This window comes from Siminovitchia acidinfaciens (assembly GCF_003605385.1).
Classification (GTDB): Bacteria; Bacillota; Bacilli; order Bacillales; family Bacillaceae_C; genus Siminovitchia; species Siminovitchia acidinfaciens.
Genome location: NZ_QYTV02000005.1, coordinates 294347 through 318995 on the forward strand (window position 1 = coordinate 294347; position 24649 = coordinate 318995).

24 protein-coding genes are annotated in these 24649 nt (G+C 43.1%); 2 read left to right on the forward strand and 22 right to left on the reverse strand.

The features are described 5' to 3' along the window. Positions 1-28: 28 nt before the first annotated feature. On the reverse strand, positions 29-184 hold the full coding sequence (locus tag D4T97_RS20550; protein WP_206435571.1) for a hypothetical protein: 156 nt from the start codon (positions 182-184) through the stop codon (positions 29-31). A 27-nt stretch (positions 185-211) separates the two neighbouring features. Continuing rightward, entirely contained in the window at positions 212-946 is a 735-nt protein-coding gene (sigK, locus tag D4T97_RS13565; RefSeq protein ID WP_126051280.1) for an RNA polymerase sporulation sigma factor SigK, read from the reverse strand. Between the two features lie 162 nt (positions 947-1108). Here sigK and D4T97_RS13570 point away from each other — a divergent pair, with 162 nt between their 5' ends. Continuing rightward, entirely contained in the window at positions 1109-2905 is a 1797-nt protein-coding gene (locus D4T97_RS13570) for a M3 family oligoendopeptidase (RefSeq protein WP_126051281.1), read from the forward strand. 39 nt (positions 2906-2944) lie between these two features. Here the strand turns inward: D4T97_RS13570 and mtnN are convergent, their stop codons facing one another. From mtnN to D4T97_RS13665, 19 genes are all read right to left on the reverse strand, one after another. Next, a complete protein-coding gene (gene mtnN, locus D4T97_RS13575; protein ID WP_126051282.1) occupies positions 2945-3643 on the reverse strand; it encodes a 5'-methylthioadenosine/S-adenosylhomocysteine nucleosidase in 699 nt (232 codons plus the stop codon). Positions 3644-3790: 147 nt separating this feature from the next. Then, entirely contained in the window at positions 3791-4423 is a 633-nt protein-coding gene (locus tag D4T97_RS13580) for a DUF1510 family protein (RefSeq protein ID WP_126051283.1), read from the reverse strand. Positions 4424-4486: 63 nt separating this feature from the next. After that, positions 4487-6262 (reverse strand): peptidoglycan D,D-transpeptidase FtsI family protein, encoded by a 1776-nt coding sequence (locus D4T97_RS13585; RefSeq protein WP_126051284.1) that lies wholly within the window; start codon positions 6260-6262, stop codon positions 4487-4489. A 472-nt stretch (positions 6263-6734) separates the two neighbouring features. Next, positions 6735-7211 (reverse strand): transcription elongation factor GreA, encoded by a 477-nt coding sequence (greA, locus tag D4T97_RS13590; RefSeq protein ID WP_126051285.1) that lies wholly within the window; start codon positions 7209-7211, stop codon positions 6735-6737. 180 nt (positions 7212-7391) lie between these two features. Continuing rightward, on the reverse strand, positions 7392-8027 hold the full coding sequence (locus tag D4T97_RS13595) for an O-methyltransferase (protein ID WP_126051286.1): 636 nt from the start codon (positions 8025-8027) through the stop codon (positions 7392-7394). Between the two features lie 11 nt (positions 8028-8038). After that, on the reverse strand, positions 8039-9196 hold the full coding sequence (gene mltG / locus D4T97_RS13600) for an endolytic transglycosylase MltG (protein ID WP_126051287.1): 1158 nt from the start codon (positions 9194-9196) through the stop codon (positions 8039-8041). A gap of 480 nt (positions 9197-9676) precedes the next feature. Next, positions 9677-9964: a DUF1292 domain-containing protein gene (locus D4T97_RS13605; RefSeq protein WP_126051288.1), complete on the reverse strand. Its 288-nt coding sequence runs from the start codon at positions 9962-9964 to the stop codon at positions 9677-9679. A gap of 13 nt (positions 9965-9977) precedes the next feature. After that, positions 9978-10394 (reverse strand): Holliday junction resolvase RuvX, encoded by a 417-nt coding sequence (gene ruvX / locus D4T97_RS13610; protein ID WP_126051289.1) that lies wholly within the window; start codon positions 10392-10394, stop codon positions 9978-9980. A 2-nt stretch (positions 10395-10396) separates the two neighbouring features. After that, a complete protein-coding gene (locus D4T97_RS13615; protein WP_018705763.1) occupies positions 10397-10666 on the reverse strand; it encodes an IreB family regulatory phosphoprotein in 270 nt (89 codons plus the stop codon). Positions 10667-10753: 87 nt separating this feature from the next. Then, positions 10754-13384, reverse strand: a complete 2631-nt coding sequence (gene alaS, locus D4T97_RS13620) for an alanine--tRNA ligase (protein WP_126051290.1) — start codon at positions 13382-13384, stop codon at positions 10754-10756. A 589-nt stretch (positions 13385-13973) separates the two neighbouring features. Next, positions 13974-15044 (reverse strand): AI-2E family transporter, encoded by a 1071-nt coding sequence (locus tag D4T97_RS13625; RefSeq protein ID WP_126051291.1) that lies wholly within the window; start codon positions 15042-15044, stop codon positions 13974-13976. A gap of 238 nt (positions 15045-15282) precedes the next feature. Beyond that, positions 15283-15471, reverse strand: a complete 189-nt coding sequence (locus D4T97_RS13630) for a hypothetical protein (protein ID WP_126051292.1) — start codon at positions 15469-15471, stop codon at positions 15283-15285. Then, entirely contained in the window at positions 15431-15961 is a 531-nt protein-coding gene (locus tag D4T97_RS13635) for a PRC-barrel domain-containing protein (protein WP_126051293.1), read from the reverse strand. Before D4T97_RS13635 ends, D4T97_RS13630 begins: the two co-directional genes overlap by 41 nt. Positions 15962-16001: 40 nt before the next feature. Continuing rightward, entirely contained in the window at positions 16002-18395 is a 2394-nt protein-coding gene (gene recD2, locus D4T97_RS13640) for an SF1B family DNA helicase RecD2 (RefSeq protein WP_126051294.1), read from the reverse strand. Positions 18396-18416: 21 nt separating this feature from the next. Beyond that, on the reverse strand, positions 18417-19082 hold the full coding sequence (locus D4T97_RS13645) for a tetratricopeptide repeat protein (protein ID WP_126051295.1): 666 nt from the start codon (positions 19080-19082) through the stop codon (positions 18417-18419). Between the two features lie 220 nt (positions 19083-19302). Further along, a complete protein-coding gene (gene mnmA / locus D4T97_RS13650; protein ID WP_126051296.1) occupies positions 19303-20418 on the reverse strand; it encodes a tRNA 2-thiouridine(34) synthase MnmA in 1116 nt (371 codons plus the stop codon). 14 nt (positions 20419-20432) lie between these two features. Next, a complete protein-coding gene (locus D4T97_RS13655) occupies positions 20433-21575 on the reverse strand; it encodes a cysteine desulfurase family protein (protein ID WP_126051297.1) in 1143 nt (380 codons plus the stop codon). 22 nt (positions 21576-21597) lie between these two features. Then, complete coding sequence (gene cymR, locus D4T97_RS13660) at positions 21598-22017, reverse strand: cysteine metabolism transcriptional regulator CymR (RefSeq protein ID WP_126051298.1); 420 nt, start codon at positions 22015-22017, stop codon at positions 21598-21600. After that, the gene (locus D4T97_RS13665) at positions 22014-22679 is read right to left on the reverse strand and encodes a YczE/YyaS/YitT family protein (protein WP_126051299.1); all 666 of its coding nucleotides are present in this window, start codon (positions 22677-22679) and stop codon (positions 22014-22016) included. Before D4T97_RS13665 ends, cymR begins: the two co-directional genes overlap by 4 nt. Before the next feature lie 338 nt (positions 22680-23017). Between D4T97_RS13665 and D4T97_RS13670 the strand changes: the two genes are divergently transcribed. Further along, the gene (locus D4T97_RS13670; protein ID WP_126051300.1) at positions 23018-24289 is read left to right on the forward strand and encodes a replication-associated recombination protein A; all 1272 of its coding nucleotides are present in this window, start codon (positions 23018-23020) and stop codon (positions 24287-24289) included. Between the two features lie 154 nt (positions 24290-24443). On the opposite strand, the gene D4T97_RS20665 is transcribed toward D4T97_RS13670, so the two are convergent. Continuing rightward, the coding region (locus D4T97_RS20665) for a hypothetical protein (RefSeq protein ID WP_206435572.1) at positions 24444-24649 on the reverse strand (206 nt) is incomplete at its 5' end.

A 24649-nucleotide genomic window follows, 5' to 3' on the forward strand; every position in this document is an offset into this window, starting at 1 on the left:
GTGTAAATTCCCGAAACTGGCTTTTACATTATGGTCCGGGTTCCTTAATCTTTTTTCCACTGTCCGGCTTTTTCATTTCTTTTAAAATATAATCTTGAAAAATGGCCCCTCCTTCATAAATCATGCGTTGCACTTCCAATTCATACTGACTGCACCCATAATAATTTCCGGGCAAAGATCTCATGCCTCCCCTGCCTTATTTATGACGCTCTCAGCCTTTTTGTCCATCCTTCAGGTTTTTCATTTTGTCTTTCTCCGCCCTGTAAAATTCGTGGAACATTTTCATCAGCGCCCTTTTTTCAATTCGTGAAACATAACTTCTTGATATGCCGAGTTCTTTTGCTATTTCCCGTTGGGTCCGCTCTTTTTCAAGATTAAGGCCAAATCTGCCAATGATCACTTCCTTTTCCCTGTCATCCAATACACCGATATATTCCTTGATTTTTTCCAGTTCCATGTTCAACTGAATCGTGTCAAAAATATCCTCTGCATCAGATTTCAATACATCAATAAGTGAAATCTCATTACCCTCTTTATCCTGGCCGATAGGATCATGAAGAGAAACATCTTTCCGTGTCTTTTTGAGGGCTCTTAAATGCATCAGAATTTCATTCTCGATACATCTGGCAGCATATGTCGCCAGCTTTGTTCCCTTTCCGAATGAATAGCTTTCAATCGCTTTGATCAACCCGATGGTCCCAATGGAAATAAGATCTTCCGAGTCTTCCCCGGTATTCTCGAATTTCTTTACAATGTGGGCGACAAGTCTCAAATTGTGTTCAATCAATATGTTTCGAGCTTCTTCATCTCCGTCGGCCATTTTCATTAGGTATTTTTTTTCGTCCTCCGGAGAAAGTGGCTGAGGAAATGCATTATTTTTCACATAGGACACAAGGAAGACCAATTCTTTGAATAACAAGCCGAGAGCCGTAAGAATTCCCGACAATTCCTCACCCCCCTATGAGATAACCCACTGGTTACATATATATGTTAAAGAAAAAGGACAATTGCTTGTCCTGTAAAAATAAGTCTGTCCCCAAAGATTATATATGTAAAAGCAGCTTGGTTATCTTATAATGGAATTAATATCCAAAGGAGGAGAAAGCCTTTGACAATACACAATACTTACTCTATGACATGGGAGCTGGAAAATCTTTTTCCTGGAGGCAGTTCATCAAAGGAGTTTAGTGATTTTCTAAAAAAACTGGATGATGAAATTATTTCGTTTCAGACAAGTGTTGAAAGTTGGAGTTCTTCAGAGCCAGACAACAATTCCATACTAATCGATATTTTAAGTAAGCTTCAGAAAGCCGACCTTGATTTAGAGCAGGCGGAATCGTTCGTGTCATGCCTTCAAGCGCAAGATACGGAAGATTTAAAAGCAAATGAACTTAGGGGGATTGTAACTTCATTAGCTTCGAAGCTGAACACGGCATTGACTCATTTGGATAAAGCCCTTGTACAAGTTGATAACACCGTTTGGAAAAATCTTTTTGAGCAGGATAGTTTGAAGGATTTGTATTTTGTTTTAAATGAAAGGCGCCGGCTAGCGGCCGAAAAATTATCACAAGAAGAAGAAGCCATCATCAACGATCTAGCGGTGGACGGTTATCACGGCTGGGAAGAAATGTATGATTCGATTGTCAGTCAATTGACAATCCCCTTTGTGGAAAATGGTGAAAAGATCAATTTATCGATCGGCCAGGCGGAAAATAAATTCTCCAGTCAGGATCGCCAACTAAGGAAAAGCTTATTCGAGGAATGGGAAAAAGCATGGAGCGGGCAGGCAAATCTGCTTGGAACCACTTTAAATCACCTTTCAGGCTTTCGTTTGGCAGTTTATAAGAAACGGGGCTGGAATAATGTTTTAAAGGAAGCACTTGATTATAATCGCATGAGCAAAAAAACACTTGATGTCATGTGGAAGGTGATTTCTGACAACAAGCACGCATTTGTGCAATACCTTGACAGGAAGGCACGCTTGCTTGGTGTTGAGAAATTAAGCTGGTATGACCTGGATGCACCTGTAACAGACTCGGCAAAATCATACAGCTATCAGGAGGGTGCTGCTTTTATCATTAATCATTTCAAAGAGTTCGGCAGCACGTTAGCAGAGTTCGCTGAAAAAGCATTTGAAGACAGATGGATTGAGGCTGAAGACCGGCCTGGAAAGCGCCCTGGAGGTTTCTGTACCTCACTACCATTGAGCGGCCAATCGAGAATTTTTATGACTTATTCGAACTCATATGAAAATGTCTCCACCCTAGCCCACGAGCTGGGGCATGCATTCCACACTTATGCGATGAAAGACGTAGTGCCTTTAAACAGCCAATACGCAATGAACGTGGCCGAGACAGCTTCAACATTTGCTGAAACGATTGTTGCCGATGCAGCATTAAACATTGCAAAAGATGAAAAAGAAAAGCTGGCTCTCCTTGAAAGTAAGATCCAGAACTCCATCACCTTTTTCATGAATATCCATGCCCGCTTCCTATTCGAGACCCGTTTTTACGAGGAGCGCAAAAAAGGGATGGTAAGCACTGCAAAACTAAATCAATTGATGGTAGAGGCACAAAAAGAAGCCTACTCCGATTTACTGGAGCAATATAACCCATATTTTTGGGGATCCAAACTCCATTTTTATATTACGGATGTACCTTTCTACAATTTTCCGTATACGTTCGGTTATTTGTTTTCTCTCGGCATTTATGCCCAAGCGAAGAAAGAGGGTACAAAATATGAACAAAAGTATATTTCACTTCTGAAAGACACCGGCAGAATGACCGTGGAAGAACTGGCGGAAAAACATTTGGGAGCGGACCTTACAAAAGAGGAGTTTTGGCAAGCAGGTGTTGATGTTTGTATAAAAGATGTAGAAGAATTTCTGCGCATGACTGAAGATTAAAGTAAAGCCGAAGGTGTCCACTGACCCTTCGGCTTTCTATTATCGTTCCAACTTCTTTATCATGTCCATTACAAGGTTTGCTGAATTGACCGAAGCTTTTTCAATGAATTTGTCGAAAGAGATTTCTGACTTCTGGCCGGCAATATCTGATAAAGACCTGATGATAACAAACGGAATGTCGAACTGATAAGCCACTTGGGCAATTGCCGCCCCTTCCATTTCCACTGCCTGAATATGTGGAAACTTCTCCCGGACAAACTCGACCTTCACAGGATCGCTCATAAACGTATCACCAGTGGCTATGAGTCCTTTGACCGCCTTAACTTCTCCCACTGTGCGTGCTACAGACTCGGCAATTTCAATCATCGCTTCGTCCGCCTTAAAAGCTGCAGGCAATTGCGGAACCTGGCCGTATTCGTAATTAAATGCTGTAACATCAACATCATGGTGGCGAACTTCACTAGAAATGACAAGATCACCAATTCGAAGCTCAGGATTATACCCTCCGGCGGAACCTGTATTGATGACAGCATCAGGCTTATACTTCTCCAAAAGAATAGCAGTTGCCATAGCTGCATTTACTTTTCCTATCCCAGATCTTGATAAAATGACTTTTTTATCGTGTAAGGTTCCGATGATGTATTCACATTGGGCAATCACTTCTATATTATGTACATCCATTTTTTCGCGCAGGAGCTCAACCTCTTCTTCCATCGCTCCAATAACTGCTATTTTCATTTTTTCTAACTCCCCTAAACATTTAATATAAACAAGTGTTATTTATTGAATATTTTTCGTTGACTGTCCAGTTTCAGCGACTAGCAAACTTCGCACTCCTTGTGCTTCAGTTTGTACGTCGCTAAGCGGGCGCTTACGCTTTTCCCCTTACCTCTTATCATTTTGAATTAACTTTTTCACTTCGACAGGCTTCCAGCCTTCACCGGTAATCCATTCAATATAGACCCGGTATGTATCATCACTGCCCTTGGCGGAAACAGTCAACTCCGCCTGATTCTCGGGATCATCCCCGCCTGTGACCCACCATGCAGTCATATTGTCAACAGAAGTATCAATGGCATAGGCAGCTGCCTGAAGTTTTTCATTCCAGTCGGTAGTACCCATGTTATATGATGATTGGTGACCGTTTGCCTGCTCAGTCCCTACCGGCTTCCATTCTGGATTGATCAAGACTTTCTCAACATTCGGTTCATCACTTTCCATTTCTTCCACTTTGCCGCCTTCTTCTTCCTCAGCTGTCGGCTCATCTTCTATTGAATTTTCTTCCTGTTTCACGTCATTATCAGCACTCGTCTGATCGTTTTGTTTTACATCTTCGGTATCCTTCGGGCTTTCCGCCTGTTCTTTATTCGAATCATTTCCTCCAAAGAAAATGGATCCGCCAACGAGTAAAATCAGAATGATGACTACAGCAATCAATGTGTTTAAAACAATATTCGTTTTTCTCCGTTTTGCACGGAGTGCAGAGCGTGATTTGTCATCCTTGAAATCGATTGGCACTTAAAATCCCCCCTGTCATTGTACTTATAATATCATGGACAAGGGAAAACTTGCATCAATTTTTCATCCCGTGGAATCAGTGTGCTCTTCATTTGGATGATTTCTTTCGAAGATGCTGCGAACAATGTCGGCAAACAATATATTGACCCCGCCCTGATCGATCGGTACGTCCATGTTCAACACAACAAGTACATATTGAGGGTCGTCAAAAGGGAAGTACCCGGCAAACCATTTATGATGGAGCTGCTTTTCTTCGTGCATGACTGCTGTCTCTGCCGTTCCGCTTTTTCCAGCCACTTCATATGGGAGGTCATTGAAGATGCTTCCCGTACCTTCAGGATCGCTTACCACTTTCCTAAGTAGCTGCTGCATTTTGATGGCAGCATATGGCGATATTTGTTCACCATCTGCCTTTTTCTGTTCTTCAAATGAAGTCATCACAGTACCATTGCCGTATTGTACTTCTGATACTGCTCTGACTGACATCTTTTTTCCCCCTCTTGCGATGGCAGCCAACATATTTGCCACCGAGATTGGAGCAAGCCGGACCTCCTGCTGGCCGATCCCTGTCTGGGCTATAAAATTACGGTCTTTCCTGCTTTCATTATCGGCAAAGACTCTTCCTGAATCATGTTCGAACTGGCTGAAATCACCGAGATGGAACACATCACCCTTCCATGCGATACTTTCAAGCAACCCAAGTTTGCGCGCATAGTTTTCAAGAATCATCGGGTCTTTTTCCATTAAAACTCCAGCGAGTTCAGCAAACGTCCGATTGCAGCTTCGAGCAAAGCTATCTTCAAAATTAAGCTGGCCTAAATCTCGTTCTGCAGGATTTCCCCTTATATCCAGATCACAGCGAAATTGATCTTTTCTAGAAACAATCCCTTCCTCTATAGCTGCTGCAGCAACAACAGTCTTAAAAACAGAGCCTGGTATGTGCTGCTTGAAAATCATGTTTTTCGTCCCTTCATCAAAATATGGGTTTCGACTGTTGATGTGAGGTCTAGAGGCGACTGCAAGTATATCGTTTGTTTTTACATCAAGCAAAACCGCCCCCCCTTTTTTAATGCCATGTTCGTCCAAAAGGGACTCGATCATCCTCTGCAAAGATTGATCAATTGTTGTTTTTACTTGTAATGGATAAAACGGGTTGGCCTGGCCAGCATACTTTACATCAATCCCAAATAGAGGGTTCCCGACCCCATCCACATGATATACAAATTTTGTCTCATGTTCGGATAAGAGAAATTCATCAAACGTTTCTTCCAATCCCGACAGCCCGACAGTCCTGTTTCGCCAATCTTTATCCGGATAACGCTTTTTAAAAGTCTCCTCATTTTCTCCATATATTCCAAGGAATTGACCCGCAGGCGAATGCTCGGGAAAGATTTTCTTTTTTACAGCGAAAACCCCCGGGATATTTAGTTGGTTTATTTCTTCTGCCTGCTTCTCGGTCAGAAAAAGCGCCTTTTTTCCACCCGCAATGATCGGTTCTTTCGCTGCCTGCACCTCATACTCAAGATCTCTATGGGATATCCCTAAAACCTTGGCTACTTCAGTACTTTTCCAATCCATGTTTTTTATAAAAGGGAAGAGAACAAGCACTGATTTCTCTTCATAGGAAAGCGGCTCTCCATTGCGGTCAAGAAACTGTCCTCGACCATCATCCAGTATTAACTCCTGTGTCCTTTGCCTGACGCTTTCTTTTATTAAGTTGACGTGGTATCCGGAAAAATTTTCAGCCTGAAATAATTGGATCTGCATCAACCTCCCCAAAAGACCAGCTATCAACATGAAATTTATGATTGCTATGAACAATATACGTTTTTGCAGCATTAGAAACACCTCAGTCCCATTGTTGCCCGCGGAAAAGAGGTGTAATCAAAAGTAGATACCTAATTAATAAAAAACACGGGTAAGCCTTCAGGAGGCGTCCCGTGTTTTTGGTTAAAATAGAAAAGTTAAATCAGACTAAGTTTTTCATTTGAATAAATAGGCATAATGTCTAGCTTGGACGAACAGGAGGTCCTAGTTCTACCGACGCACAGGAAGTGCTAATGCAAGCGAAGCCACAGTAAACGGCGTTCTAAGACCGCCAGGGCCCATCGGCTCGAGGTCACAAGCTGCGAGGAAGCATACTCGAGTAAGCGCATGTTTCCCTAGTCGCAAAGCCGCATGGAGTAAGTTCAAAGCTGCTTCTCACGGTGAAATTGAACTCAACTGCTTTGCTGTTGTGGCTTAGGAACTGCCTCCTCGTAATTCGCCTTGTGCTCGTCGCCTATAGCTGCGCGCCTTGCGCTACTCTAATTTAACTTATTGAAACGATTCTAACTCTCATTTCACCGCCAGGCGTTTGGACCGTTACTTCTTCGTTGACTTTCTGGCCCATCAGGCTCTTGGCGATTGGTGAATCATTAGAAATTTTCCCTTCAAACGGATCCGCTTCGGCACTTCCGACGATTGTATATGTTTCCTCGTCTCCATCCGGAAGCTCAACGAAAGTAACCGTTTTCCCAAGAGTCACCGAGTCAGAGTTAAGTTCATCTTCTTCAATGATTTTTGCATTGCGGATCATATTTTCCAAGGTAGTGATTCTTCCCTCAACAAATGCCTGCTCTTCTTTCGCTGAATCATACTCCGAGTTTTCGGATAGATCCCCAAAGCTTCGAGCAACCTTGATTCGCTCTACAACTTCTTTTCTTCTTACAGACTTTAAGTATTCGAGTTCCTGTTCCAATTTTTCTTTTCCGGCTTCTGTCATATGAAATGCTTTTTCTGTAGCCATTTCCCTTCACTCCTTATAATTCCCTTATCCGAAACCTGCGGATAATTGTTCATGAAATACATGACAGCGCGCCACAAGGGCGCGCTATCTATTCATATTAGTTCCTTATATTATTATCTATGTCATCATATTACAAAAATGACTTTTGTTCAAGAGCACGTATGCGGTTTTGTACATACATCATCTTTTCCTGCTTACTGCCAGTCCATCCCCAACTGGAATAATAGTGGAAATATACCCGTCGTGTTCCATTAAAAAACTGTTAAAATCCTTCATTTTTCTGGCCATGCTGCGGAAACGGCGGTTATCAACTGTTTCTTCCGCCACGTATCCTCTGAACAGAACATTATCCGAATATATACATCCTGCTGGAGTCAATAATGTACTGTACATGTTGAAAAACTTCATATACTGCCCTTTTGCCGCATCAATAAAAATGGCATCATACGGACCTAATTCTGATGTTCTTTCAACAAGTTCCAACGCATCGCCTTCTAAAATAGTTATTCTTCCGTCGGCTCCTGCATCCTGAATATATTGAGCCGCCTGAGCCGCTCTAATGGGGTCAATTTCTATAGTAGTGATTTTCGTATCAGGTAAGGCATCGGCCATTCTCAGGGCAGAGTAGCCAATCGCTGTGCCTATCTCCAATATTTTAGCAGGATTTTGTAGCCTCATGAATTGAAGCATCACATCAATGGCCGTTTGTTCCATGATTGGTACGCGCTCTTTTTCAGCGAGTTCTTCCATCTCTTGGAATAACTTACTTCTCTGCGGAAGCAGGGACTCCAAATAATGATTGATTGACTGATTCATATCTTGGCCACCTACTTCCTTTTATCCGTAATATATTTCGCTTTTAACTCGTTATGCTCTTTCAATGTTTTTGCGTAATGCACTTCCCCGGTACCATGTTCAGCCAAGAAATACAAATACTTGCTTTCTGCCGGGTTGAGCGCTGCCTCTATAGATGATTCACCTGCATTGGAAATCGGTCCTGGTGGAAGACCTTTAACTTTATACGTATTATATGGTGAATCAACCTCAAGGTCTTTATACAAGGTCCGTTCTTTATGTTTTCCTAATGCATACAGGACGGTCGGATCCGTTTGCAGCGGCATATCCTCATCCAGACGGTTATAGAAAACACTTGAAATCATGTGCCTGTCCGCTTTCTCGGTGGCTTCTTTTTCAATTAACGAAGCCATCGTTAAAAGCTCATGGACATTTACATCTTTTTCTTCCATCTTATCCGAATACTTTATTAACACCTCGTGTGTTTTTTTGATCATCGGATCGATGATTGCTTCAAGGGTCGGCTTTTCTTCATAATAAGAGTAAGTGGCCGGATACAGATAACCTTCCAACGGATGCTTAACGCGGCTGCCAAACGCATCGTCAGTCAAAAGATCCGGATATTGTCCTTGAAAATGCTTCAGGAGCTCCTTATTGTCTAGCTCAGATACTATCTCTTTTTTCGGCTTGCCAATCTGTTTGGAGATCAAGCCGGCAATTTGATCTAAAGAATAGCCCTCAGGAACAGTGATTTTATAGATCGCTTTCTGAGATAGAATCCCCGTTTGCAAGTTTTGAGAGATCTCCTCTAATGACATCGATGGAGTAAATGTATAAGTACCTGCCTGGAAACCGGAAATATTGTTGAATTTGACATAATATTTAAAGACAGATGCATTTTTTATGACGCCCTTATTTTCTAGCAGTTTACCTATAGAAGTTGTAGAAGATCCAATCGGCACTTCTACTTTGATTTCTTTGTCACTGCCTGCATCCACCGGTTTAAGAGCAGATTTTATATATAAAAAACCACTCAATGCCACTATACATAGCAGGACACCGAAGGTTAGAGTAATGATGCCGACGATTTTTCTTATGATAATTGCCTCACTCCTTTTTACGAGCAGATTCTCTCTCATTGCAGCTGCTCTTGCCTGCTTATCTATTTTCTCGTTCCCTTCTTTTTCCATTATGCCGGGTTCCCCCTCCCGATACTGATGTTTATTTTGTATGCACAACACACCTATTATACAATACTTTTTTTAAACGTCATCGAAAAACCACTGATTGAGTCGAATTTATCAAAAGCGAAAGCGCCTGGTTATCGACGTACAGACTAATTAAAAAAGCGGAAGCCGGCAGGATCAGGGCGCGACCTCCTGTTGCTTCGCTTGCACTAGCACTAGGACGTCATGTCTGTCGGAACCGATGTTCCACTTATCGTAGGAAAGCTGCTGACTTCATTTTCATCGTGTGAACATCCTCGAATAAAATTTCATGAGGCTTTGCAATAAGGTAACATAACTCCCTGAATAGGCTATTACTTAGAGCACTGTAGGAACGAAGGCTGCTAGTCGAAGGGCACTGTAGCTAGATGTTACATTCACAACTTTAAAGTTTCTAATAAAAAAATTTGCCGACCCAGGTGAATCCGGGTCGGCAAATTTTTATTATTCCTCATCTTCTTCTGCAAGAAAAGTATTGAGCATTTCTTCAATCATGTCCCATTCTTCATCAGTTTCAATCGGCTGCATATTCCCATGGTCCCCATCTTCGTTCGGAATATAGGAAGATGCGTGGATTTCAATTTCTTCTTCACCATCGTTGTCTGCTCCTGCAGGGTAGTACAAGACATATGACTTGTTGAACTCCTCTGAGTCAAATGTAAAAAGCACTTCAAATAACTCTTCGTTTCCTTCTTCATCAACAACTGTAATATAGTTTTCTCCATTTTCCATAAATATCACCTCATTAATGTTGGCTGTCCAAGAAATTTTGTAAAATCATTCCTGCTGCCATTTTGTCGATTACCTTTTTTCTTTTCTTTCTGCTGACATCCGCTTCCAGCAGGACTCGTTCGGCAGCCATTGTACTCAACCGCTCATCCCACAGCTGAACCGGAAGTTGAAACTTGCTTCTTAACCCTTCAGCATAGGCCATCGACGCTTCACCCCGGGGGCCAATCGTATTGTTCATATTTTTTGGCAGACCGACAATGATTTTGTCGATATTGTATTCTTTAATAATTTCACCAATCCGATCAAATCCAAACATATTCTTTTCTTCATTGATCCGTATTGTCTCTAAACCTTGGGCGGTCCAGCCCATTTCGTCACTGACAGCGACGCCCACTGTCTTGGATCCAACATCCAGGCCCATTACTCTCAAATTTACTTCTCCTCACGATGCTGCTTTAAATAGGACTTCACCAGCTCTTCAATGATTTCATCCCGTTCCAGCTTTCTCATAATGTTTCTTGCATCCTGATGCCGCGGAATATAGGCAGGATCCCCGGAAAGTAAATACCCGACTATTTGATTGATCGGATTATATCCCTTCTCTTGAAGAGCTCCATAAACATGAAGCAGTACTTCTTTGACATCATGTTCCATTGGATCTTCATAAAACTCAAAACGCATTGTTTTATCAAATGAGCCCATTTACTACAACACCCTCTTTCAGAACTTGGCGCAAGATTAACCCAGTTGTTAAACATTACCTTCATTGTACATGATTTGAAGGCGGAATCAAACGGATTTTATCCATTCGTCCACATAGGATAACGCCGATTCCAATTGATCTGGATTTTTCCCCCCGGCCTGGGCCATGTCCGGCCGGCCTCCGCCACCGCCTCCGCACCTTGAAGCGACTTCTTTCACAAGCTTTCCGGCATGATATCCTTTTTCCATCAAATCTTTTGTAACACCTGCTATAATGTTCACTTTTCCATTTTGTGCAGAACCAAGGACTACAATTCCTGAACCAAGCTTTTGTTTTAGATCATCGCCCATATTTCTTAACGTGTTCATATCTGCACCTTGAACTGTACTTGCAATTACATTGATCCCTTCGATTTCCTTAGCCTTTTGGATTAGGCTTCCGGCTTCCACATGCGCCAATTTAGAAGTGAGCGACTCGTTTTCCCTTTGAAGTTCCTTTAACTCCTGAAGAAGGGCATCCATTCTTTCTACAGCTTGAGCCGGCTTTGTCTTTAATTTCTCGGCCACGATGTGCAGATTGTGTACTTGATCATTCATGAATCGGAATGCGTGCTCTCCTGTCACCGCTTCAATTCTTCGCACTCCTGCGCCGATTCCACTCTCTGCAATAATCTTAAACAATCCAATTTCAGCGGTGTTGGATACATGACAGCCTCCGCACAATTCCAAACTGTCGCCGGCAGAAACTACACGGACTGTATCGCCGTATTTCTCGCCAAACAAGGCCATGGCACCCATTTCCTTAGCTTCTTCCAAACTCGTAAGTTTCGTCTGAACTAAGTGGTTTGCCCAAATGTCATGGTTAACCTTGTCCTCAACTTCTTGAAGTTCTTCATCGGTGACTGAACCAAAGTGTGAAAAGTCGAAGCGAAGCCTTTCAGGCCCGACATATGATCCTGCTTGATTGACATGGGTTCCAACAATTTCTTTTAATGCCTTATGCAGTAAATGTGTTGCTGTGTGATTTTTGATGATCTGGTTACGCATTTTTTCATCGACTTTCGCTGCCACTTCACTGCCTGTTTTTATTGTGCCTTCCTTTACGGTAGCCGTATGAAGATTTTGGCCGTTTGGCGCTTTAATGACTTTGGTGACTTCAACTTCCAGGTCCGGCGCTGTTAGTATCCCATGATCAGCAACCTGTCCGCCGCTTTCAGCATAGAAAGGCGTGACATCCAAAATGAATTGGACTTCCTCTCCTTGTTCTGCTGTTTCAGCGATGTCTCCGTCTTTCAAAATAGCCATTACAACAGATTGAGTTTCCAGTCGTTCATAACCGACAAATTCACTATCGATGGTCAATTCAGCTAGCGTTCCGCTTTGGACCTGCATGGAATCTGTTTCGCTCCTTGCTGAACGCGCTCTTTCCCTTTGCTTTTCCATTTCTCTGGCAAAGCCTTCATGGTCGACTTTCATATGCTCCTCTTCGGCATATTCCTCCGTGAGTTCCACCGGGAATCCATACGTATCATAAAGCCTGAATACATCTTCACCGGAAATCATATCTTTTCCTTCAGCTTTCGCTTTCTCAATCAAGGAAGAAAGGATTTCCAATCCATCATTCAATGTTTCATGGAAACGCTCTTCCTCATTTTTGATGACCCGCTGAATGAACTCGGCATTTTCCGCAACTTTCGGGTAAAAATCTTTCATGATCTCACCCACCACTGGAACAAGATGATACATGAATGGCTTTTCAATCCCCAACTCTTTTCCGTAACGAACAGCCCTGCGAAGCAACCTTCTTAATACATAGCCACGACCTTCATTCGAAGGGAGAGCACCGTCACTCACAGCAAATGCTACTGTACGCACATGATCTGCAATCACCTTGAATCCAGTATCCTTATCGGAATCTTCACCATACGATTGACCCGATAATTTTTCAGTTTCTATAATAATCGGCATGAACAAATCCGTCTCAAAATTCGTAGGCACATCTTGAACAACAGATGCCATCCGCTCAAGTCCCATTCCTGTATCTATGTTTTTCTTAGGAAGCGGTGTGTATGTTCCATCGGGATTGTGATTAAACTGAGAAAATACGAGGTTCCAGATTTCAAGATATCTTTCATTTTCTCCACCTGGAAATAGTTCAGGGTCATTCGGATCATTACCATACTCCGGACCTCTGTCATAAAAGATTTCCGAGTTCGGTCCACTTGGGCCTTCACCGATATCCCAAAAATTCTCTTCAAGTCGAATGATTCTTTCCTTTGGAAGCCCAATCGTTTTGTTCCATAGTTCAAAGGCTTCATCATCCTCTGGGTGGATTGTGACGGACAGTTTTTCCGGATCAAAACCGATCCATTTTTCGCTTGTCAAAAACTCCCATGCCCATTCGATTGATTCTTTTTTAAAATAATCTCCAATCGAAAAGTTTCCGAGCATCTCAAAGAACGTATGATGCCTGGCTGTTTTTCCGACATTTTCAATATCATTTGTACGAATGGATTTTTGAGCATTAACAATTCGTGGGTTGTCGGGAATTTCCCTTCCATCAAAATATTTCTTCAGCGTAGCTACTCCACTGTTGATCCATAGCAATGATGGGTCATCATGCGGGATGAGAGAAGCGCTCGGTTCCACCTTGTGTCCCTTTTGTTGAAAGAAATCCAAATACATCTGTCTAATTTGTGACCCAGTAAGTTTTTTCATGTCCTTTCCTCCTAAAATAAAATGAGTAAGCGCCTTGATCAGCGCGGGCAAACCAGACCATCTTAAGCCATCACAGGGAAGCTACTGATTTCCAATCAAATGATGGGAAACTTCTCTGAGTATGCGTCTTTGCAGACTTACGACCTCGAAGGGCTAAAACGCGGGCTCATACAGCGACGTCCTGTCACTTCGCCTGCACTAGAACATCCTGTTCGTTGAAGCCAAATAATAAAAAAAATAAAAAAGCTCCTCCCCATCACAGGGGCGAAGCTTGCACGCGGTACCACCCTGATTCAACAAAATAATTCTTTGTCATCTCTCAGGACCTTAACGCGGTTAACGTCAGTTTTTAACTGCACTCCGGATTAGCTCATTATTACTCTTCACCTGGAGTTTCTTTCAGCCACGGAAACTCCTCTCTTGTGCAACAGGCAGGCCCCGTTGCTCTGATGGGCAGTAATAAGAATGGATCCTTCTTAGATTTAGGTATATTTGCTACTAGAAATTATAGGTAAAACCACATTCTTTGTCAAATTTAAGTTGATTTCAAGGTCTTCTTTCGCACTTAACGCGCTGGGGGTCAGACCCCTTAAGGCTGCCTCGCCTTTATCAAGTAATCCCGGGAGTGGATGACAGCCACTTTTAATATAGCCAAAAGGGGGACGGCGATTAGCATGCCAATAATGCCTCCCGCTTCACCTCCGATGATTAGTGCTGCAATGATGAAAAGCGGATGAATGTTGATGGACTTCCCCACAATATACGGTGAAAGGATATTCCCTTCGAGCAGTTGAAGGAGAACTATGATACCTCCAGCCATAAGCGCCAGCTTAACAGAGCTTAATAAGGCAAAGGTAATTACCGGCACTGCCCCGATCACCGGGCCAAAGTAAGGGATAATATTTGTAAAAGCAATGATGGCTCCCATGATAACCGGATAATCCAGTCCAATGAACCAAAATAAAAGACTGGAGATTGTTCCAATCAATACACACACGAGTAACTGGCCACGGATGTATCCACCGAGAGATATATTGACGGCAGTGAGGAATTCCATGCCTTTTTTGCGCCATTTTTTCGGCGTCAAGTACCAGGCAGCTTTTTTTATCTGCTCCAGATCCTTCAATATGTAAAACGAAATGAATGGAATGACTGCCAAAACAAATATAAAATTTACAATCCCTTTAAAAGCAGACATGATCTTTTCGAGAAAACGATTCAACCATTGTTCAAAATCGTCGACCCGTTCCTCGATTTGATTTTGTATGCCATCTGGCCATCTCGAAGTTGAAGCATGCAAGTCTTTCACTAACCCTTTATAATGGGTTGCCAACTCAGGAATACGCTCTGAAAAATGGCTGATTTGATCGATGAGTACTGGTATTCCCATGTAAAGCGCATAGCCGGATCCTCCAAAGAATAAAACATATATGATCAGGATGGCCACTGTACGATTGACACCAAGCGCCTCAATTTTTTCAATGATGGGATGCAGCAAGTAAGCGATAAAGCCTCCGATGACAAATGGCAAAAGCCCGATGCAAAGAATAGTAAAGACAGGTTTCCATAACGGTTTAATCAATAAAAAGCAATAAAGGATGATGAACAATAATAAGACAATTGCCAAATTGTATAGCAAGCGGAGCCGCTCTTTCTTCAAAGTTTTCCCTCCTTTGATTAGTTTTTACGTTTTCAAAAGTTTTTAATCGAAAGGAAGAAAAAAATAAAAAATCAAAGGCCGTCCTTCAGTAATCGCAGGTAGCTTTGCGACGAGTTAAACAAAACTTCCACAAAAAAGCTATACCGCAGGAACACATTTTTTCCATTGCACCCCTTGCAGGCTGGACAGAAAACCAGGTTTTAAACATCAAGAGGCTGCCCTGTTTAAAGGCAGCCTCTCAAATCAATTTGCGTTGCCGTTCGTCGAACAAATCATCCAAGGAGCTCAAGGTACCATCTTCTTCCACCTGATGGGTGTAGATGATTTCCTTTCCGATGGAAAGTTCAATGAAGCAATTCCAGCAATAATACTGATTGACTCCAATTTTACCAAGGTCCTTGCTTTGACAATTCGGACATTTCATCATGGATATGGCCACCTCGTTGATTGATTGCCGACACGATGATGGCATCCTTTCCTATATTCGGCGGGACCAGGGTACGGATTACCCGTTTTCCTTCCGTTATGTCTGAAAAGAAGCCATCTGTCAGCTCATACCCAACGATTGTGCCCTCTTTTTCCAAAAAATATACATCATCCAGCAAACCGAGCTGTTCGCCTTGCGGCGTCATTGTATTTTTCTTGGCTATTGACCTGCCATGATGCATTGTATATTCGTCATCAAGTTCCTGGTATTTGGAGTAGTTCCCGCTACCGTCAACAATAATCCCATCCTCACCGAAGGATGATACCGACTGTACAGGAACCCGCATTTTTTTACCCATAAACCCTTTCATCTGCAGCAGAAGATCTGTCACCATTCCCTCTTCGACGATGCAAATGTCACAAACCTCACCAAGCATTTCTCCACGCCGATCATAAACCGGCATGCCTTTCAATAAAGAAAATGTCCGCAAAAAGAAACACCGCCTTTTTTCGAACATTTATATTTTCTGCTCAATCGAGAAAATCATAAGGTGAAACATTTTCCATGCCAATCATGGGGTCTGCCATGAACAACTTATCCTCATAGGACATTTCCTCATGCATATCTGTTCCTGCTTCCACTGCAACAGGCACTTCTGCAATCCCTGCAAGCTTTTCCCGCAATGTTGTTTGTCTTTTTTGATCATCTTCCCGCTCGATGCCCGTACGGAATGCACTTTCTTCCCCGCATAAAATCAAAAACTTCTTGCTTCGGGTAATGGCTGTATACAATAAATTCCTCCGGAGCATGCGATAATAACTTCTCACAACAGGCAGGATGACAATCGGAAATTCACTACCTTGGGATTTGTGGATTGAACAGCAAAAAGCATGAGTAATTTGATTAAAATCCTGCCTGAAATAAGTCACTTCCGTCCCTTCGAATGAGACAATGATCATATCCTGCTTTTCCACATTTTCCTTTGCGTATAGTATGGAAATGATTTCCCCGATATCTCCATTAAAAACATTTTTTTCGGGTTGGTTAACAAGCTGGAGCACTTTATCTCCAATCCTGTATTTCACTTCTCCAAAAGTGAATTCCTTATTTCTTTTTTCCTTCTTGGGATTGAAAACTTCCTGTAAAATCTTATTTAAATTATCAATTCCAGCTGGGCCGCGATACATGGGGGCAAGCACCTGGATATCTCTTGCCGTAAATCCTTTTTGAAGTGCATTTCTTACAACCTGCTCGACAACGTCCCCAATTTGCGGAGCTTGGCACTTAATAAAAGAACGGTCCTTCTTCTGTACAGTTACGTCTGCCGGAAGGTTTCCGCCCTTAATTTCATGTGCCAGTTCAACAATCGACGATCCATCCGCCTGACGGTAAATATCCGTCAACTGGACAACAGGCAGCATGTTAGATGCAATCAGATCCTTAAGAACCTGTCCGGGTCCAACTGATGGAAGCTGATCTTCATCCCCCACAAGAATTACCTGGATGGATTCAGGCAACGATTTAAAAAGTTGATGTGCCAGCCAAGTATCCACCATTGACATCTCATCAATGATAATGATATGCCCTTCAATCTCGCGCTCACCTTCAGAGTCCAGACTTTCCTTGCCTGTCATGCCAAGTAGCCTATGGATGGTCATCGCAGGAAGCCCCGTTGATTCAGCCATCCTTTTTGCTGCGCGCCCTGTCGGAGCCGCCAGTATAAATGGAAAAACGTCCTCCCTTTTATACGCATGGGGATCAAGGGAACAGCCGTGAAGCTCGGCATACAACTCGACAATTCCTTTGATAACCGTTGTCTTTCCTGTTCCCGGTCCGCCTGTCAAAATCATCAGCGGGCTTGTCAAAGCTGTTTGAATCGCTTCTTTTTGCGATGGCGCATATTGGACGCCCAGCCTCTCCTCCAACTTCCCAAGCGCCAATAAAAATTCCGATTCCGGAAATTGATCAGCGTACTGTGCTTGGTCCATGATTTCCCGGATATTCGTCACAAGACCTTTTTCCGAAAAATATAGGGATGGCATGTAAACACGTTTGTCCTCACCAACAATTTTGCTTTCTTCTTTCAATTGGACCATGACATCGGCTATTGACTGAAAAGGAATCTCTACGGCTTGGCTGCTTTCTAAAAGCTGTTTCACTTGTTCAAGAAGCTGTTCAGCTTCCAAATAGACATGTCCATTTTGCAGGCATTGCTGCTCGAGAACATATAGGCAGCCAGCTTTGATCCTGTCCGGATGATTACCAACTATGCCTAACTGGATTCCCAGTTCGTCTGCCCTTCCAAAACCAATACCTTCAACATCTTCTATGAGCTGATATGGATTCTTTTCAATAATGGACAATGTATCTTCTTTATATGCCTGGTATATTTTCATGGAGATTTGCGGACCGAAACCGTATTTGTTCAATCCAATCATGACCTGCTCAAGCCCCTGATGTTCAAGCAAGGCTTCATACAAATTTTTCGCAGCATCAGGAGGAACACGTGGTATTTCATCAAGAACAGACGGTTTGCTCAAGATAATACTGATGGCATTTTCCCCAAGAGCTTCAACAATCCTTTCGGCCGTTTTTTTGCCTATACCTTGAAATAAATCACTGGATAGATACATCACAAGGCCCTGTTTCGTCTGAGGCATCTCTTTCTTGAAATGCTTCGCATGAAACTGGAGACCAAATTTCGGGTGATCTTTTAATCCACCATAAAAAATATATGTTTCCTGCTCGTGGATTTTCGGGAAATAACCGGTGACAACCGCTTCTTTTTCCTTAAATTCCTCGTTAGTCTCGTCCACTTTGATCCTTACAACAGAATAAAGGTTTTGCTCATTATGAAAAATGGTAACGAGGTACCGGCCCTTTATGAATTTTTCATCTTCGGAAAAAAGATCCAATGATTCCATCGGCGGAACCTCCCCATAAATTTAATCCTCTTTCAACGCCTGCTCAACCAGCTTTTTCCCATTGCCGGCAAGTATGTGGTCAGGCTGGATGGACAATGCTTTATTAAAGTATCCCAAGGCTTTTTCCAATTGATTTTCTTTCCCCGCATAAGCAACCCCAAGATTATAAAAGGCATCTGAATGTTCTGGGTCCGCTTCGGTCACCTCTGTAAGCAGCCTGATCGCTTCATTCATGACCCCCGCACGAGCCAGTGCCAGTCCATACTGGAATTTTGCCTCCGTATCCTTGTCGTCAAGCTCAACGCTTCTTTGTAGGTACGGCAACGATAGTTCGTTTTTTCCCAGGTACACAAAACACATCCCAAGCATGTAATGCAGGTCGTTCGTTTCCGGACCGATAGCCAATGCTTTTTCAAACATGCCAGCCGCTTCCGGATATTTTTCCTGGTTGAAATAAAGATTGCCGTAGCTGTAATACGCAGCAGTCGCTTTGTCATCCAGTTCGATGGCCCGTTTTAAAAATTCCTCCGCCCGCTGAGGCTCTCCCACCGATAGAAGGACGTTCGCAAAGTTTACATAACCAACCGGATCTTTCGGATTTTCTTCGATTGCCTCCGTAAACATTTGAATAGCCTTTTCTATATTTCCTTGTTGTAATAATTCAATGCCCTGCTTGTTTTTGTCCATTCTCCACACTCCGTACATAGGTTCTTTTAATTAGTAAAATTATAGCACATTAATTCCCGGAAACAGAGACACTATTAGGAATTAAGCAATACTCTTCGACTTTTGATATGCTCTTCGTTATTTCCAAATACTCTCCAAAAATTTAAAACCACTCTTCACCTTATAAAATAGCTCTCCAGGCATGAGAAAAAGCCGCTTATGGAAATAAGCAGCCTATCTCTCATCCGACATACGTCAATCTTTTTCCATCGCGATAAATTTTGTCAATCGTTCCTCCACCAAGACAGACTTCCCCATCATAAAAGACGACTGCCTGACCGGGAGTGACTGCTCTGACCGGTCTGGCGAATACCACTTCCGCTTCGTTGCCTGGAAGTAGTTTGACTGTCACTTCTTCATCTGGTTGACGATAACGGAATTTAGCTGTACATGTAAATTCCGGCTGTTTCTCTTTGTCGGAAACCCAATTCACTTGTATTGCCCTTATACTGTCGGAATATAATGAAGGATGATTGAACCCCTGCTCCACATATAAAACATTCCGTTCAAGATTTTTACCGACCACAAACCACGGGTCACCAGCTCCGCCGATCCCAAGCCCGTGCCGCTGTCCGATAGTGTAATACATCAATCCGTCGTGGGTGCCGACCTTCTTTCCATCCATTGTCTCCATGTTCCCTTTTTGAGCCGGGAGGTAGCCGCTTAAAAATTCCTTGAAGTTGCGCTCCCCGATAAAGCAGATGCCGGTGCTGTCCTTTTTCTGGGCGGTAGCCAGACCGGCTTCCTTTGCTATTTCTCTTACCCTCTTCTTGTCAATGCCTCCAATGGGAAACATGACTTTCTGGAGTTGCTCCTGAGTCAGCTGATTTAAAAAATATGTCTGGTCTTTGTTTTCATCGACTCCACGGAGCATTTTGACCTCACCCGAATTACGGTCAACGCGTGCATAGTGCCCGGTTGCCAAGTAATCGGCTCCAAGCTTGATAGCATGATCCAAAAATGCCCTAAACTTTATTTCTTTATTACACATCACGTCGGGGTTAGGTGTCCTGCCGGCTTTGTATTCATCAAGAAAATAGGTGAACACCTTATCCCAATATTGTTTTTCAAAATTGACGGCATAATATGGTATGCCTATTTGATTACAAACCCGTATGACATCATTGTAATCTTCTGTAGCCGTGCAAACGCCAAACTCATCCGTGTCATCCCAGTTTTTCATGAAAATACCGATTACATCATAACCCTGTTCTTTCAATAGTAGGGCTGCCACAGACGAATCGACTCCACCGGACATGCCGATTATCACACGTGTATCTTTTGGTGCTTTACTCACGTTCGATCTTCCTTTCACCTCGTAAGCCTGCAGACGATATCAGCTGTTTTCCCGGCTGCCTCCGCGGCTTGTTCCAACGTATTGCCATATCCGAAACTAAACCGGATTGAATTGTGGGTCCGGTCCGATCCGCTGCCAAACATCGCTGTCAATACATGCGATGGTTCAACGGACCCTGCAGTACAGGCAGATCCGCTAGACGCTGCAATTCCTGCAAGATCAAGGTTTACCAAGAGCGATTCAACATCCGTGCCCGGGAAGCTGATATTTAATACATGCGGAACCGAATGCTCCTCTGACCCATTGATTACAAAATCAACTTTTTCAGCTTTCAGCGTTTTAATGAATTCGTCTTTAAGCTGTTGATATAATCGTCCTTTTTCCTCCAACATGCTGGAAGTGATGGTGGCAGCTTCTGCAAACCCGGCGATAGATACCAGGTTTTCTGTACCCGGCCGCCTTTTCAGCTCCTGCTCTCCTCCGTAAAACAGGGGATCAATCCGAGTCCCGTCCTTAATATATAGGCAGCCGACTCCCTTGGGACCGTTAATCTTATGGGAGGATATCGCCATTAGATCAACCTGCAGGTCATTTACATCAATATTTTCCGTTCCATAAGCCTGTACAGCATCAGTATGAAAATAAGCCTGGTGATCCTTGAGTAATGAACCGATTTCCTTGATAGGCTGTATGGTCCCTACTTCATTATTGACGAACATGATTGAAACAAGGATTGTATCATTGCGTAGAGATCTTTCAACCTCTTCCGGATGGATCAATCCGTTTTGATCCGGTTGAATATATGTGACTTCAAACCCTTCCCTCTCAAGGAATTGACATGCATGCAGTACAGCGTGATGCTCTATTGCTGATGTGATCACATGCTTCCCTTTGTCACGGTTTGCATATGCTGCGCCGATAATTGCGAGATTATCGGCCTCCGTCCCTCCGCTCGTAAACACGATTTCTTTATCGTTTGCATGAATGGTCCGGGCAATCTTTACTCTCGCTTCATCTAAAACTTGACGGGCTTGCCGGCCGTACGCATGGATACTCGACGGATTCCCATATATTCCCTGTATGATGGCCCCCATTTTCTCAGCGGCCATTGGGTGTACTGGTGTTGTTGCGGCATGATCTAGATATATATTATTCATTGTTCCCACCATTTTTTAAAAATTAGATATAAAACATGTACGGCTGTACTTGGCCTTCATCTTCATGATTCGCCAAATCTTCCACAGTCGTATTATCCAAGACATCTTTTACTGCATCACGGATTCGTATCCATAATGCCCGTTTTGCAGGTTCTTCATCCTCGATGCCCTCAACTGGACTGATAGGGCCTTCCAATACACGGATGATATCACCAGCAGTAATTTCCGCAGGCTCTTTGGCAAGGATATAGCCCCCGTACGCTCCCCGTACGCTTTTGACCAGTCCGGCGTTACGCAGCGGACCCGCAAGCTGTTCTAAGTAATGTTCGGATAGATTATAAGCCTGTGCGATGGATTTCAAAGATATGGGACCTTCCCCGTATCTTTTTCCAAGTTCGATCATGATAGTCAGACCATAACGTCCTTTAGTAGAAATTTTCATACACTTGCACCCCGTTCAATTTCAACTTTTTCGTCTTTCATCGTATCTTTAAGCCATTTATGTGTCAGTGTTCGGCACTGAGGCAAGGCGATACCAATAAAAGTTCCGGCAGCGATACTGAATATTATTGTCCCTATGAAGACAGGTCCTCCAAGCAGCCAGCCAATGGCCAGGACACCAACCTCCATCAGACGCCGTGCATTAGAGACTTTCCACTTTGTTTTGGCAGTCAATGCCAGCATGAAGCTGTCCCTCGGCCCTGCCCCAAGCTCAGCCGATAAATAGATTCCCATGCCGTATGCATAAATGATCATTCCGACCAGGAACATGGCTGCTTTTCCAAACCATGTCACTGGCTCTGTCATAATCGGCAGAAGCATATACATATCAATAAAAACTCCGACTAGAATCATATTTAAATAAGCACCAAATTTCGGCCACTCTTTCATTATGAGGCCGGCGGTGCCCAGCACAATAAAACCGACAATGATGCTCCATGTCCCGATTGTCAAGCCGAACTGATAATACAAACCGACGTGGAGAACATCCCAGGGAGCCGCGCCTAAATTAGCGACAATGGTCAACGTAATTCCAAGGGCCATAATAAGCAAACCGACAGTGAACAAGACGAATCTTTTTTGTAATTGCTGTCTTTTTTTCAATACCCCTACCCCTTTGCATTGCTCAATTATAACATACCATCCGGTTAAAATGCATATGGGAGGCACGGCCTTCCTGCACGCCCCAATATTTTACTATTTCGCGTATCATGATAGCTTTCCTCCTTTTGACTCCCGTGTTTGGACGATCCTTCAGGAATCACTTTCATCGTTTGCCTACTTTGTTTTCCGTTTGCAGTTTCTTCGAAAGTTATAGCTTATGTTGTTTTATCATTTTTGAATTAACTCTCATTCGATATACCATGATATTTCTCACCATTCGCTAAGTTTGATATGATAGATGCAACGAATAAATAGAACAGCAGTTTGGAGAGGATTTAATGAACGCACAACCTTTGGCCTTTAGGATGCGTCCAAGAACAATCGATGAAGTAGTTGGTCAAGAACATTTAGTCGGAGACGGAAAAATCATTTCAAGGATGGTAAAAGCGAAGCAGCTGTCATCAATGATTTTATACGGTCCCCCTGGCATCGGAAAAACATCAATTGCAAGTGCCATAGCGGGAAGCACTAAATATGCGTTCCGTTCTTTGAATGCGGTGACAAATAATAAAAAAGATATGGAGATCGTGGCTGCGGAAGCGAAAATGAGCGGGAAGGTCATACTCCTCTTAGATGAGGTTCACCGCCTTGACAAAGGCAAGCAGGATTTCCTGCTGCCATATTTGGAAAACGGCATGATCATTCTGATTGGCGCAACAACAAGCAATCCTTACCATGCGATCAATCCTGCCATCAGAAGCCGCTGCCAGATATTTGAGCTGTATCCTTTGGAAGAGTCCGACATGATCAAGGCGATTGAAAGGGCGCTTCATGACGAAGACCGCGGCCTAGGGAAGTATAAAATAAACCTGGACCAACAAGCGCTTCATCACTTTGCTTCCTCAAGCGGAGGAGATGTGCGAAGCGCATTGAACGCCTTGGAATTGGCTGTCCTATCAACAGAACCTGAAAAAGACGGAATCATTCATCTTACAGTAGAAATCGCGGAAGAATGCCTGCAGAAAAAAGCTTTTTCCCACGACAAAGACGGCGACGCCCATTATGACGTGTTGAGCGCTTTCCAAAAATCGATCAGAGGAAGTGATGTCAATGCCGCTTTGCACTATTTGGGAAGAATGATTGAGGCGGGAGACTTGCCAAGCATATCAAGACGTTTGCTAGTTACTGCCTATGAAGATATTGGCCTTGCCAATCCGCAAGCAGGCCCCAGGGCACTCGCTGCCGTACAAACGGCGGAAAAAATCGGTTTTCCCGAGGCCCGCATTCCATTAGCGAATGCCGTGGTGGAATTATGCCTTTCACCAAAATCGAACTCAGCCTATAAAGCGATGGATGAGGCCTTAAGCGATATCAGAGCTGGTCAAAGTGGAGAGGTCCCGCCACATCTGAAAGATGCACATTATAAAGGGGCAAAAGCATTGGGCAGAGGGATAGACTATAAATATCCCCACAATTATGATTCAGGATGGGTGAAACAACAGTATCTACCCGACAAGTTAAAAGGAAAAGAATATTACAAGCCGAAAAAGACAGGAAAATTCGAACAGGCTTTGGCGGCAGTCTATGAAAAAATTAACAAAGGCGATTAATATCATATTCGAGCTATGTTAAAAGCTTTTTGTGAATATTAAACTGAACAGCATGCGTAACGGCTTCCCTGAATTGTTCATTTTAACCGTAAACGAATTAGACGTTACCGTTTTAATTCTTTTTTACATTTATTGCAACGAATGAGGCGTTTGATTACGGGTACGCTTGCTTTTCACCTAAACCGTAACAAATGAGATGAAACAGCAAAAGCAGGTGGAACAATCTGAACTGCACCCTAATTGTTAGACACCATCTAACAATTGGAGGTGTGGTTTTTTTATGGCCAAATATACCATAGAACAGAAAATAGATGCTGTACTCCGTTATCAAAATGGACACGAAGGTGTGGGAACGGTTGC

Coding starts and splice junctions, on each gene's coding strand:
- D4T97_RS20550 (WP_206435571.1), bottom strand. CDS start 184: ATGAGATCTTTGCCCGGAAATTATTATGGGTGCAGTCAGTATGAATTG.
- mtnN (WP_126051282.1), bottom strand. CDS start 3,643: ATGAAAATAGCAGTTATTGGAGCGATGGAAGAAGAGGTTGAGCTCCTG.
- D4T97_RS13585 (WP_126051284.1), bottom strand. CDS start 6,262: ATGCTGCAAAAACGTATATTGTTCATAGCAATCATAAATTTCATGTTG.
- greA (WP_126051285.1), bottom strand. CDS start 7,211: ATGGCTACAGAAAAAGCATTTCATATGACAGAAGCCGGAAAAGAAAAA.
- D4T97_RS13595 (WP_126051286.1), bottom strand. CDS start 8,027: ATGAATCAGTCAATCAATCATTATTTGGAGTCCCTGCTTCCGCAGAGA.
- mltG (WP_126051287.1), bottom strand. CDS start 9,196: ATGGAAAAAGAAGGGAACGAGAAAATAGATAAGCAGGCAAGAGCAGCT.
- D4T97_RS13605 (WP_126051288.1), bottom strand. CDS start 9,964: ATGGAAAATGGAGAAAACTATATTACAGTTGTTGATGAAGAAGGAAAC.
- D4T97_RS13615 (WP_018705763.1), bottom strand. CDS start 10,666: ATGGGCTCATTTGATAAAACAATGCGTTTTGAGTTTTATGAAGATCCA.
- alaS (WP_126051290.1), bottom strand. CDS start 13,384: ATGAAAAAACTTACTGGGTCACAAATTAGACAGATGTATTTGGATTTC.
- D4T97_RS13630 (WP_126051292.1), bottom strand. CDS start 15,471: ATGATGAAATGTCCGAATTGTCAAAGCAAGGACCTTGGTAAAATTGGA.
- recD2 (WP_126051294.1), bottom strand. CDS start 18,395: ATGGAATCATTGGATCTTTTTTCCGAAGATGAAAAATTCATAAAGGGC.
- D4T97_RS13645 (WP_126051295.1), bottom strand. CDS start 19,082: ATGGACAAAAACAAGCAGGGCATTGAATTATTACAACAAGGAAATATA.
- D4T97_RS13655 (WP_126051297.1), bottom strand. CDS start 21,575: ATGAATAATATATATCTAGATCATGCCGCAACAACACCAGTACACCCA.
- cymR (WP_126051298.1), bottom strand. CDS start 22,017: ATGAAAATTTCTACTAAAGGACGTTATGGTCTGACTATCATGATCGAA.
- D4T97_RS13670 (WP_126051300.1), top strand. CDS start 23,018: ATGAACGCACAACCTTTGGCCTTTAGGATGCGTCCAAGAACAATCGAT.